This window comes from Vibrio sp. SCSIO 43133 (assembly GCF_023716845.1).
Lineage (GTDB): Bacteria > Pseudomonadota > Gammaproteobacteria > Enterobacterales > Vibrionaceae > Vibrio > Vibrio mediterranei.
On record NZ_CP068025.1, the window covers coordinates 1466385 to 1480823 of the forward strand.

General features: G+C 45.1%; 3 protein-coding genes. 1 reads left to right on the forward strand and 2 read right to left on the reverse strand.

What is annotated here, in order from left to right; all coding sequences use genetic code 11:
* Nucleotides 1–75: 75 nt before the first annotated feature.
* Entirely contained in the window at nucleotides 76–10287 is a 10212-nt protein-coding gene (locus JKJ11_RS23485; protein WP_252039371.1) for a VCBS domain-containing protein, read from the forward strand.
* Between the two features lie 112 nt (nucleotides 10288–10399).
* On the opposite strand, the gene JKJ11_RS23490 is transcribed toward JKJ11_RS23485, so the two are convergent.
* A complete protein-coding gene (locus tag JKJ11_RS23490; RefSeq protein WP_252039372.1) occupies nucleotides 10400–12514 on the reverse strand; it encodes a type I secretion system permease/ATPase in 2115 nt (704 codons plus the stop codon).
* A 14-nt stretch (nucleotides 12515–12528) separates the two neighbouring features.
* Nucleotides 12529–14439, reverse strand: coding sequence for a bifunctional diguanylate cyclase/phosphodiesterase (locus JKJ11_RS23495; protein WP_124941615.1), 1911 nt, complete (start codon nucleotides 14437–14439; stop codon nucleotides 12529–12531).

Here is a 14439-nt window from a genome sequence, read left to right on the forward strand (position 1 = left end):
CCGCGCAAGCAAGGCTGGCTAGAACTGATAAAAGATATTGTTTCCTGGCGTCGGAAGCAATTCAAGGAGTAAATCATGAGTGCGTTGTCTCTATTTGGGTTGGCAAAAGTGTCTGGTACGTTAGTAATAGATGCTCAAGGAAAACTCACCATCCTTCCTGAAGGAACAGAACCAAGACCTGGGGACGTTGTTATCAACGTTTTGAACGATACAGAAGTCGGAGAGGATATAGACCTTGTATTGATTCAAGAAGATGGGGAAAACCAAGAGATAGATGTCTCTGATATTGATGCCGAAGAAATCATCGCTGCCATTGAGGCCGGAGAAGATCCGACTCAAAATGAAGAACAAGCTACTGCTGCAGGTGAAGCCAATGGTTCAAGCCCAACGACTACTGGCGCTATCGAGCGTGATGATTCGCAAACTCTAGCTAAAACTCAGTTCGACACCTCTGGCCTTGAGGCGCAAGGACTAACCGCGACGCAATCTAATACTCTTCTTCAGGTACTCGTTAACTCAGCTCCGCAAATTCTTAGTGAAGCCTTAGCTGGAAACGTTGTGGAAGCAGGTCATAACTCTGACGGTAGTGATTTTGACGGTACGGCTGAGCTGACAGGTCAGCTTTCAGCAACCGACCTTGAATTTGACGATGCAACGTTAACATGGGATGTGATTTCTACTCCGGACAATCTATCTGACTTCGGTGAGTTTGAGCTAGCTGATAATGGGCAATGGACCTTCCGTTTAAATAATGACTCGGATGCCACACAAGCTTTAAACGTCAATGATACTGTCACACTCTCCTTTACCGTCCAAGTCACCGACCCTTTAAACTCCTCTACGTCACAACCATTTGTAATCACTATTACTGGCACTAACGATAAACCTGTTATCAGTGCAAATAGCGAAATCAGTGGTGACGTTGTCGAAGCTGGACACAATGATGACGGTTCAGAGAACATAGGAACGGCATCGGTGAGCGGACAGTTGAATGCCACAGATGTAGACTCTCCAGTCGAAAGTTTGGTTTGGTCAGAAGATGGCGATGTGTCTTCTACATATGGCGATTTTTCGATTACAGAAGCCGGCCTCTGGACATTTGAACTAGACAACACTGCTGATGAAGTTCAAGCCTTACGAGAAGGGCAATCAACTTCTCTTGAATTCAAAGTTAAAGTCACTGACGACCAAGGTGTTGATGTCTTTCAAACGATTGTTATCAATATCCAAGGTACGAACGACAAGCCAGTAATTGACTCAGAATTGGTTACAGAAGGCGAAGTAAGAGAGTCTGGGCATTTTGACAATGGTACTGAGGATGCCGGAGCACCAAGTACAGGTGGTCAACTTTCAGCGACAGATGTGGATTCTTCTAACCTAACGTGGAGCTCAGTAGGCGACGTTAGCAACCCGTATGGCACGTTCAGTATCACTAGCGATGGCTTATGGAGTTTTGTTATTGATAACGAAGCGGATGCTGTAGAAGCGTTAGCTGAAGGTGACGAAGTTCCTCTGAGTTTTACCGTTCAAGTTGAAGACGAGCAGGGCGCGGTGGTTACTCAAACTATCTCGGTGACTGTTAAAGGGACGAATGATGTACCAGTCATAGACGATGTTGACAGTAAAGGTCGAGTACGTGAAGCCGGTGATGATGACAACGGTAAAGCTGTCACAACGGGTTTCATTGATGCGTCGGATGTCGATAACGGAGCGGAGCTGAGTTTCACACTCAAAGAGCCAGCAGACACCACTTACGGTACATTCACTGTTGATGAAGAAACCGGTGACTGGCGTTATGAGCTGAAGGATGATCTGCCTGCGACCGATGCGTTGGCAGAAGGTGAGAAGAAACGTCTTGAATACACGGTAGTCGTGGAAGATGAACATGGTGCCAGTGTTGAGCAGACGATTCGAATTGTTGTTAAAGGCAGCAATGATGCACCAGTCATAGACGATGTTGACAGTAAAGGCCGAGTACGTGAAGCCGGTGATGATGACAACGGTAAAGCTGTCACAACGGGTTTCATTGATGCGTCGGATGTTGATAACGGAGCAGAGCTGAGTTTCACACTCAAAGAGCCAGCAGACACCACTTACGGCACATTCACTGTTGATGAAGAAACCGGTGACTGGCGTTACGAGCTGAAGGATGATCTACCAGCGACCGATGCGTTGGCAGAAGGTGAGAAGAAACGTCTTGAATACACGGTAGTCGTGGAAGATGAACATGGTGCCAGTGTTGAACAGACGATTCGAATTGTTGTTAAAGGTAGCAATGATGCACCAGTCATAGACGATGTTGACAGTAAAGGTCGAGTACGTGAAGCCGGTGATGATGACAACGGTAAAGCTGTCACAACAGGTTTTATTGATGCGTCGGATGTCGATAACGGAGCGGAGCTGAGTTTCACACTCAAAGAGCCAGCAGACACCACTTACGGTACATTCACTGTTGATGAAGAAACCGGTGACTGGCGTTATGAGCTGAAGGATGATCTGCCTGCGACCGATGCGTTGGCAGAAGGTGAGAAGAAACGTCTTGAATACACGGTAGTCGTGGAAGATGAACATGGTGCTAGTGTTGAGCAGACGATTCGAATTGTTGTCAAAGGCAGCAATGATGCACCAGTAATTGACGAAGACGAAAGCGACCTTACGGGTGCAGTTACTGAGTCTGGTGGCATCAATGTAGGGTCACCTGAAGCAACGGGGACCATAGTGGCTAATGATGTAGATACTGGGCACGACCTCACTTTCTCAGTTGCTGATGGTACCTCACAGTACGGTCAGTTCGTTATCACTGACCCAAAAACGGGGGAGTGGAAATTTGTTTTAGATAACGAATCAGACGCCGTTCAGAAGCTAGCTCAAGGTGAGACATTGCCAATTGCCTTTGACGTCATCGTTGAAGATGAGTGGGGAGCAACTGACACTGAAGTGGTAACAATTACTATCAACGGTACCAATGATAGACCTGACTCCGAAGACTTCTCAATTACACTCTCCGGAGAGGATGCGATTCCAGTTATTTTTGATACTGGAGAAGGTTCTATTGAGGGTGATGGAACCGACCATATCTCCGACTATGAAGATGATCGTAGTTCCACTGATGGAAAGTCACTGTCAGTTGTAATCACTGAGCTGCCTTTAGGCGGTACACTTCTCTACACTGAAAACGGTGAAACTCGAGCGATTGTTGAAGCTGACCTCCATGTCGAAGGAGGGGCTAATGGCACACCGTTTAATCCAGATAATATTTCCTATCTACCTGATGAAAGTGCTCAAGGCTTTGTTTTAGGTGTTAAAGATTCGCAAGGGTTGGACAGCGAAGCCAGTTCGCAAACCGATTTCTTAAACTGGGGGTCTCCCGGTAATAATCCTGGAGAGCGCATTTTAACTTTGGGTGATGACTCGATCAGGATTACCTCAATTGGTGGGGATCTCACTCAGTACCGGGGAGACGCTAACCACGTTGGATTTGGTCTTGGTGTCGGTGGTGGACAAGGCATCAATGAGGGAGAGACTATTTCGATTGATTTCTCCGAGAGACCAGCCACTTCAGTGACATTAGGGCTAGATGGTCTAGGTGGCTATTTTGATGAAAATCTCAACAATGCCAACGAGTCATCAGTACTAGTTACCGTTACCTTAAGCGATGGTTCAACGAGAGTTCTAGATCCGATTCAAAAGACGACGTCTGGTAATAGCGATCTTGATTTAGACATTACGATATCAATCGATGATCTTTCTGGCGCTGAAGGGTTACAAATATATGGTGTCACGGTTGGAACTGAAGGTAATGGAAACTGGGAACTAAGATACCTAGAGACGAGTTTAGAAGACTCCTTTGATTATAAAGCACTTGATTCTGATGGCGCATATAGTGATGAATCAACAGTGACTATCGATGACCAACGTACCAACCTAGCACCAGATGCGATTGATGATCCAGAGTCTTATAGCCTTGTTCAAGGTGATATGGGAGCGGGCGATCAAGGTTGGGATATGGTTGACAGCATTCAGGCGAAATATGATGGCCAAACTGTTAACTACAATATCGACGGTACTGACCGTATTGGTATTCCTGACGGCACTACCAACGGTGGCCCTGAATCTCAAATTCAATATAACCGAAATGAAGAAGAGTCTGAGCAGCTTATTATTACGCTCAAAGAGCCAGCTGTAGATGGGGCTTTTTCTGTAACCAACTTGTTCGCTAATGAGGGCGGGGCAGGTAGTCATGAACAAGGTAAGTGGAGCGCTTATTTAGGCGATACTCTGGTTGCCAGTGATTATTTCCATAATGAGTCAGGTAATAAAGGCACGTTTGATATTGAAACGGGCGGTTTTGCCTACGACAAATTGGTATTTGAGTCTGTTGATTTTACAGGTGGCCCTGCACGTGGCACTGACTCTTCTGATTATTTCCTTCAGGGCATTGAAGTGGTCGGTGCGGGCGCTTATGTCTTTGACCATGATGAACCTGTCGTCATTCCGCTTTCAGAGCTTTTATCTAACGACGATGCCGTGGATGGTGATGATATTCGTATCACTTACGTGTTCGGTGAGACGCAAGGTGATGCGCGTATTGAAGGTGGTAATGTCATTTTCGATTTGCCTGAAGGCTTTGCGGGTCGCACTGAGTTCCAGTACCAAATTACCGACGATAAAGGTGGCTTTGACACTGCAACAGTGAATGTTCTGGTCAACCCTGGACCGATTTCAGTCAGCGGGTTTGAGATAGGTACGGCTAGTGTTGAAGAAGGGGAGAGCTTCTCCTATAACGTGACTCTGGACGGTTCTACCAATGTGAAGACTTTCTTTGACATTGAGTTTGGCGCTAATGGCGATGAGGCTTCAGCTAATGATGTTGACCCATCGACTATGACCTTCAGCAATGGGGTCACTTACAACGAGGTGACTGGAGAGCTTGAAGTTCCTGCTAACGTTTCTGACTTTACGATTACGTTGCCGACAATCGATGATAATCGTTATGAGGGTGACGAAGGCTTTACTCTGGTAGTCGACGGCCAAACCGTGACTGGAGATATTCAAGATAACGATCCAATCACACTCTCATTGAGTGGTGGTGGGGAAGTGAGCGAAGATGCGGGAAGTGTTCCGTTCACTCTGTCTTTAAGTAATCCTTCTGATGTTGACCTCACGGTAGCGCTCGATCGACTCGATGTTGATACCGATGATGATGACTTTACTACTACGACGGCGAGCTATAACGATGGGACGACCAATGTTCCACTGCAGATTGTTAATGGCCAGATTACCATTCCAGCTGGTGTTACATCCGTTAATATCCAAGTAGGTATCCAAGATAACGATGTCTATGAGCAAGATGAGAACTTTACGTTAAAAGTGACTGAGCCAGCTGGTCTGACAGTTAACGGTAACGTAGGCGTATCTGCTGGTGCCACTATTTCTGATGATGGGCAACTAGGCGGGCAGTCTGGTGGTGATAATGATAATTTAGCCCCTACCATTGACTTAAATGGCGAAGATTACGAGATTGTTTTTGAGAGTGAAAGAGCGGGTTACTCTAATGTGTTTGGTTATTTTTACACCGACTCACAAGGTAATCCAACCGACCCTGTAGTGTTAATACATGATACTAATGCGGGACTTGCCAATGATCAGTTACTAGCTGAACTGGATTCTAAGGAAGGGCTGGAGTTTTTCCTTATTGCTAATGGTGCAAATCAAACCCCAGATGATGCAGTACTGAGTTTCAATGCTCAAGGCGACTTGCTGGTAAACGGCCAGATACCAAGTAAGCCTGTCTACTTATCAACAGAAGATAGTGTTCAGTATCAATTTACGGTTTCTGGAGTTGATGACGGTGCACTAGAAATCCGTGTTGAAGATATCGCGTACGATGAGAGTGATAAAGACTTTAATGATCTAGTCGTCACCCTGCGTCCGACTAATGCAAGTGATGGTACGGGTTACACTACAACCTTTAGTGAAGGTGATGATCCTGTTGTCATTGTTGACCAAGACGTCACTGTCACAGATGATATCGATGTGATAACTAGAGCTGAAATTACCCTTACCAACGCTCAGTCTGGTGACTCAATTGCACTCGCAGCTGCGGCGGTACTTGCTTCAGGTTTGACAATCACTCATGCATTAGGCTCCGATACTATTGTGATAAGTGGCACGGGCAGTGCTTCAGATTATGAGGCTGCACTGAAGTGGGTTGAGTTTAGTAATGATAGTGAAGATCCAAGTGCGATTCCGAGACAGATAGAAATCAAGGTGTTCGATGACCAAAATATCGAATCAAACACGGCAATTTCAACGATTAATGTCGTTCCTATCAATGACGGACCAAAATCAGAAAGCTTTAGTTTCAGTATCACTGATAATGATGTTACAGCCGTCGTATTTGATACTACGAGAGCTGCCGTTGATGGTGTAGATTCTGGAGACGGCGATGACCATATTTCGGATATTGAAGATGACTTAAATTCTGAACAGGTTCTAGTTGCGATCACCGAGCTTCCTATTGGTGGTACGCTCTATCATGATGGTGAGGAAATCACTCAGACAAATGTTGCCAATGGTGATACGTTTGATCCAACTAAGATAACCTATGAGCCTGACTCTGATGCTCAAGGCTTCATTCTTGGTACTAAAGTGGTGCCAACATCGAGTGATATGGAAAGTACTCAAGATGAGTTTTACAACTGGGGAACTGAAGTCGATGGTAGGAATAGAGTATTAGAGCTACCTAACACTGACGGCAGCACAGACAGCATCACCATTAACAGTAACAAAGGTAATCTCACTCAGTATCGAGGTGATGTCCAAGATAATCATGTTGGTCATGGCCTAGGTATTGGTGGTGGCCAAGGTATTAACGAGGGGGAATGGCTATCGATCAACTTTGAAGATCGTCCTGCCACACACGTTAACCTTGGCTTGGATGGCATGGGAGGCTATTTCTATAGCGACTTAGGTGGCCGAAACGAATCTGCTGTGACGATTAAGGTCACACTCAGCAATGGCGATACCGTCGATTACACACCTGATGTACAAAAAGATACGTCAGGAAATGACGTCTTATTCCATGAACTGAGCTTCTCTGTTGATGATTTAGGTGATTTTGAAGGACGGGTGCTTATTGAGGGAGTGAGTGTTGGTACTGATGGTCGAGGTAATTGGGAGCTACGCTATCTAGAAACCGCACTGAACGACAGCTTTAAATACAAAGCGGTTGACTCTGATGAAGGTGAAAGCACTGAATCTGTTGTTACTATTGTTGATGAGCGTGAAAACAATATGCCACCAACGCTCGATCTTGACTTAAGTGCTGACGGTACAAGCTTCGATACGAATTACCAAGAGGGTGATAGCGCTATTGATGTTGTCGATAGTGACATCACTATTTTTGATGAGAAAAATGTCATTCATGAGGCAGAAATTGTCTTAACCAATCCAAAAGCGGATGACAATTTTGGGATTGGTGGTGCGACTAACCCACTGCTTAGCGGCATTAGTTATACGACAGAACTTCTCGATTCTGGTGCAATTAAAATCACTCTGAGCGGAGAAGCGACACCTGCTGATTATGAAGCTGCTATTCAGCTAATTGAGTTCTCCAACTCCTCACAATCTCCGGATGATGAGGACAGAATCATTGAAATCACGATCTTTGATGATGCAATGCAACCATCAAATACCGCAGTTTCAACTATTAACTTTACTGCGATCGCTGATCTAGTTGTTGCCGCCGCGATTGGTGACGAAGACAACAAGATTGCGTTGGATATACAGTTGCCCGCAAACAGTGATGCAACAGAAGTTGTGATTAGTGGTATTCCTGATGGAGCAACCTTATTCTCAGGTACTGATGAGATAGTCGTGACCAACAATGCGGCAAATATTCTGCCATCACAATTAGCGAATTTATCCATTAAGCCACCACAAGATAGCGATGTCGATTTCACTTTGTCGGTGTCCGGTCGTGATGCAGATGATAATGTGGTAGAGCAGCATGATTTGGCGGTTACTGTCCGACCAATAACAGATGCCCCAACATTAATTGTGACCGGCGAGAACATTGTTTCTGCAATCAATTTTGAAAATGTCAATCTGGGTAATAGCAGTTGGAAAGGCAATATTAGTGGTGCGCAACTCAGTGTGGATACTCCTGATGACTTAAATAGTGGGGATTGGGGTGTTATTACCAATAGAGGTGAAGTCGGTAAAGAAGGCGTTTATCTGGGTAATGGTGAGCAAAACCAGATCTTTGAAATAGAGGGGCGTAGTGGTCAACAAGACTCTTTATTTACTAGCTTCAAAGGAACTCCAGGACAATTCTACGAGTTAAACTTCGATGCTGCGGCTAGACGTAGCGATTCACCGATGGATATTAAGCTTGAAAAAGAGACCTCATCAGGTGTTTGGGTTGAAGTTGAAACATTGCGATCCTATGGTAGCGGAGAAGAGCATAGTTTGGTGGTTAGAGACTGGTCTGAAGATGAACAGCTGTTTTTCCAAACTCCGGATAGCTTTAATTATCGAGTTGTTTTTGAGTCGCCTGAGCAGAATAGCTATGGGGCATTGCTTGATAATATAGTACTTTCGACACGAAGCAATGTAGGTTACGAGGACACCTTCATTGATATTAGTGATATTTCTGCCAGTCTAAATGATACCGATGGTTCAGAAGTACTGACTCTACTGATTCAAGGGTTACCACAAGGCGCTATTGTCACCAATGGTACTCAAACTTCGATCATAGGACCTTCTGGAGAAGTCGATATATCTGATTGGAGTGACCTGAATGATCTGCAAATTAAAGTGGCTGATGTTGGAACCTATCCTATTACAATCAAAGCGATTGCCTCTGAATTGGACGGTACCTATTCTCCGGTAGATGAGGTTGTTTCAGAATCGATTAACCTTGTCGTACTAGATAATCCAGAGCCATCTGCATCAAATACACCTCCTGAAGTCATAGACTTTGAGTTTTTTGCTCCGGATGACACTATTCCACTCAATTTTGCAGATTTTGCTACGGATAGTGAGGACGATGCCAGTAATACAAAAGCAACTCTTGTGGAAATCACAGATGAGCCAGAGTATGGTCAACTTTATTTCCTAAGTAATTCTGGTGAGCGCTTCGACTTAGACGTTGGCGATGTGGTGGAAGATAGTGTCGATATATTTTACGACCTAGAAGTTGGTTTTGATGTTTCAGCGCTGGGCTATAATCCTCAAGGAGATGAGCCGTTTGGTAATGACATTGTTGTTACTGGAGGAACATACGATGGTGACAAACCTCATCTTGGCGTTGAAATGGAAGAGATAGCTTTTGATAGCGCAGGCGCAGCTAAGCAATCTGGTTTCTACACTAAACGTGATGATGAGCGAGGTCAGGGGAAAGAAACTGAAGCCAAACAAAGTGAATTTATGTCCATTAAATTTACGGCAGGCATGATGACAAGAGCTCTTGTCGGCGTAGGAAGCTTAACTGGACAATTTAGTGCTGCGGCTAACGGTAATGGTGCGGCTCAAGTCTTTGTTTACCTATATGCTGGTGGTGTTTTATTAGATGATAATCCAATCGTGATGGATAACGGCGTTATCGACGACCATCAAGCAATTATTGAGGTAGCATCGGATATACCATTTGATGAAATGCGCATTATGCCATTTAACGCTGAGGGCAAAGACGCAGGTTTTGTGCTTCAAAGCGTGAAGGTTACCGATGGTGAGGTAGCGGATCAATTTGATTATAGAGCTATCGATTCAGATGGACTTCCAAGCCTAGAAACGGCAACCGTTAACGTCAATATCATGCCAAATGGTAATGTGGACGAGTCTGAAGAAGTCGATTATGCAGTCCAGGGAGGCAGTGGCGTCACAGTTATCCATGGTACGGATGGTGACGATGTTCTATCCGGTGGACTTGGTAATGATGTATTAACTGGTGGTCTTGGAGATGACACCTTCAAATGGAGCGAAGGTGACTTAGACGGCAGTCATGATGTGATTACTGACTTCTCTCAAGTGGAAGGAAACCGCGACGTTATCGACTTGTCAGAGGTATTTGAAGATAGTAATACATCATTAGAAGCTCTGTTAGATAATGTCGCCGTCGGCGGAGACAAGATTACACTCACTGAAAACGATGATAATACGAGCACCTTGGTTAATGTCACCAAGGGCGATAAGAGTGTCACCATTGAACTTGAGGGTGTAACTGGATTGTCTGAATTGGATGTTCAACAGTTAAGCAATATCATCATTATTCATGACACTTAATCTACGTGCATAGCGACAAAAAGGCCGCAGCTTAATCGTTGCGGCCTTTGTGTTTCTGTTGTGTCGTCTGAAATGATTTTACACATTGAGTACGAGGAGACATAGTTTGGCTTTAACTTGCAGCGCGAACTTTACCTTGTCTCAAATCACTCAACACCTGCACTTTAGGACCATCAGCAATAATTGCCCCTTTCTCCATGACGATGACTCTGTCTACCACATCTAGCATTGATGTTTTATGAGTAATTAAAATCAGGGTCTCGGATTCCTTAAGCTGTTTTAACTGTGTCTTGATATGCAGTTCGGAACGGTTATCCATTGAACTTGTCGGTTCATCCATAATCAAAATAGGTGGACGCGCTAAAAATGCTCGTGCAATAGCAACGGCTTGACGTTGACCACCGGATAACAGCAGACCACCTTCACCAACCTGACGCTCAAGACCAGCAGGATCTTGCTGAGTGAATACGGTCACCCCTGCACGGTTTGCTGCATCCATAACATCACGGTCGTCGACCAATGGTCGCCCTAGCGTAATGTTGTCGCGAATAGAGCCATAGAACAGAGCACAATCTTGCGGCACACAGCCTATATTGCGTCGTACATCCACGTGATGCAATTGAGCGATGTCTGTCTCATCAATACGCACGTGACCCTCTGTAGGCTGATACAGGCCCATTATGAGGCGCTCTAGCGTAGTTTTACCTGAGCCAATACGTCCAATAATCGCGACCTTTTCACCAGGTTCAATAGTAAGGCTCAGATCTCGAATGGACGCCATTGGAGAATCAGGGTAGTGAAAGGTCACGCGATCCAATTCGATTTTGCCGTGGATGATTGGGCGATGAATATAGCGCTTTCCTTCTTCTTGCTCGTCGGGCATTGCCATTACTTGTTCAATGATGGTCATCGACGACTTTGCTTGATTGTATCGTGTAGAAAGCAATGAAAGCTGCACCAAAGGGCCAATAGCACGGCTACTTAGCATGGTTGCAGCAATCAGGCCACCCATCGTGAGCTCACCCTCTGCAATAAGATACACACCAAGAATGATCATTCCGATATTGGAAGATTGCTGAACAAATCCTGCGGTGTTTTGAATCCCATCCGTAATGCGCTTACTTTTGATGTTCCAGTTCGCCATGTGGGCCACAGCTTCTTCCCAACGATACTGATATTGGCTCTGTGCACCGAAGATTTTTACGGTTTCTAGGCCAGCTAAACTTTCAATAAGGTTGGCGTACTTTTGAGAAGCTAGGCGTGAACCTTCTTCAATCGTTTTACGCAGCGGTCCTTGTATCAACATCGAGTAGATGATTAATATCAACACACCGATGATTGGGATAATGACCAGATTGCCCGCCATGAGCCAAATAAGCACCAAAAATAGCAATGCAAACGGCAAGTCGATTAACGAAGCAATCGTTGCAGAGGTAAAGAATTCACGAATTGATTCAAATTCTTGTAAGTGACGCGCAAAGGCACCGACAGAAGGAGGACGTGATTCCATTCTGATGCCCATAACCTTGCTAAATAGCTTAGAGGAAATCAGGATGTCCGATTTTTTCCCTGCAACATCAATAAAGTAGCTACGCATAAGCTTAAGTATTAAATCGAATCCGAAGACAATAAATATCCCTGCCGCCAGTACCCATAGTGTTTCAAATGCTAGGTTAGGCACCACTTTGTCATAAACAAGACGAGTGAACAGTGGTGCGGCTACAGCAAATATATTGATCAATAGCGAGGCAATGAGCACATCACGGTAGATGCGTTTCGATTCCCACAGAGTGCCCCAGAACCAGTGGCCATCACGAGTTTTTAGGACTTCCGGTGAGCGCTCGTCATAGCGAAACTGCTTCTTGACCAAGAAGTAGCGGCCAGTGAATTGTTCTTTCAAATCCTCGAGCGGGACGGAAATGGGGACCATGCCGGACTCAAGCGTAATCACTTCTGCTTCATTGGCATCGGAATCAATACTGTTTAGTACGCAAGCATCGCCACCTTTCAACAGCAGTATCACAGGAAATACGATGCTTGGGATTTTATCTATATCAGAGCGATTCTCCTTCGCTACCAATCCAGCGCGCTCGGCTGAACGAGGAAGTAAGAATGGTGTGAGCTTACCTTCCGATAGGGGTAAGCCGTTCACCAATGCTTCTGGGGAATTAGCTAAGCCGTAGTATCGGCTGATATAGATAAGCGAGTTTAGTAACGGATCCTTCATGGATTCTGCACCTATTATTTGTCCACGATAAAGCCTTGGAATACATCCACAAAGTGCTCAGACAAGAAGTCGAGCTGAGTTTGTGTTTCCACTCGTGAGGCAATAGTTTTAATACCCAAATTGTGCGCCGTTCTCGAAATCGATGTTAGCGTAAATTTCTGTTTTTCATCGTCAAGCTGGTGGGTATAGAGATAATCCAGTTTCACATAATCTGGTCTGAACTCGTTGAGGTACTCCAGTGATTGGAAGTTCCGACCATAGTTATCCACACCGAACTTGGCACCTTCATTGCGAATAGCGTTACAGAAGAGCGCAGTATGGTGCGGATTATTGATAAAGCAGCTTTCTGGGATCTCAAAGTGTAGTTTGTCGTTAATGTCACGATGCTTGGCGAGCACTTGGCTAATCCAGCGAATGAAGCTTGGTTGAGCGATACTAGTTGGGGTGATGTTAATCGCTATTGAATCAGACATTTCTTCTCGCTCAAGCTTGTTAATCACCGACATGATAACGTGCTCATCAAAGATATGGCTGGCATCAAGCTGCTCTAGAGCAAGTAGGTATTGATTGGCTGTATAGCGTTCGCCATTCATTTCGATGGCAGAGAACACCTCTCGGTGATACGTCTCACCACCACTGCTGTTTGCCGCTTGGAATCTAAAGGTCACTGCATCGTCGCTGATCGCTTCTTCTACCAGTGAACGCCATTGCTGTTTACCCATGATGACGCCAGTATGCTCACTCGAGATATAACCATAATCGATTTCCGGATTAGATTTCGCTTTGGTCAGTGCGTTATCGAGCACGGAGAGCATTTGTGTTGAGTTTTTACGCTCTTCGTTAAAGACAACACCTAGCGATGCGTTAGCTTTGCTCAGACCTGTAGGATCGGCGTTTAGATCTTGAATACAAGTAATGATGCTATTTGCCGCGAACTTCAATTCGCTTTCATCAATGTTCGGGAATACAAAACCGAACTCATCGGTTGATATACGGGCAATGACGGTGTTGGGAATATTGATGGTCATCGATAAGAGATCAGACAGCTCTCTCACTAATCCATCGCCAGCCTCGTAGCCATCAGCTTTGTAGGTTTGTTTAATGAACTCAGCGTGTAAGATAGCCACACCGCCTAGCGAAGACTCTGAAAGCCATTGATTTAACTGGCCCATAAAGAAGGCGCGGTTACCAAGTTGAGAGACTGGATCCATATAAGCGCGTTCACGGAGCTTCTGTGCTTCTTTCGCTTGTTGTTTGAACGACTCTTCAACATGCGCGGACATGCTGTTTATACCATCAACGACGGCGATCAAGTCTTTCGTATTGGGACGAAGCAAAGGTTCACCAAACTGCTTATTCGCTACCTGTTCCATTTTGTTTACGATAGCTCTAAGTGGCGTGAGAGCTCGTCTCAGGATAAAGGCTATAGATAACAAACCTAAGGTAAAGATAACAACGAATGCTCCAGCAAGGCGCTCAAACGCTTGCCAAAGCTGAGCGTAAGCTTCACCGGGATGACTGATGATTTCTACTTCAGCCAATTGCAGCCAACCGCTAGTAACCACGCGGGAATCATGAATGGGCGTAAATAGGTTTAGGTTGGTAAACCAATCTGGTACTCCGTTGGGTTTGATAGGATAGCTGCGGACAATCTCTTCATCGGTCTCTAGGAAAACGAGTTTTACTGTGGAATAAGTACTGCCATCAAATAGCGCATTAATCACAGATTCAACCGCAACCTTGTCTTGTGTCTTCAAGTAAGGTGCCAAGGCCAACCCCACGGTGTTAATCGTGTTGTTTACCTCTGAGCGTTGTTGCTGCTCTAGGAAGTTTTTAGTCGTGTTGAACTCGATGATAAACACCGACGTCAATAGCATAATGAATACTGCTATCATGCCGACCACTAGCTGTCTGTATAGTGTCAT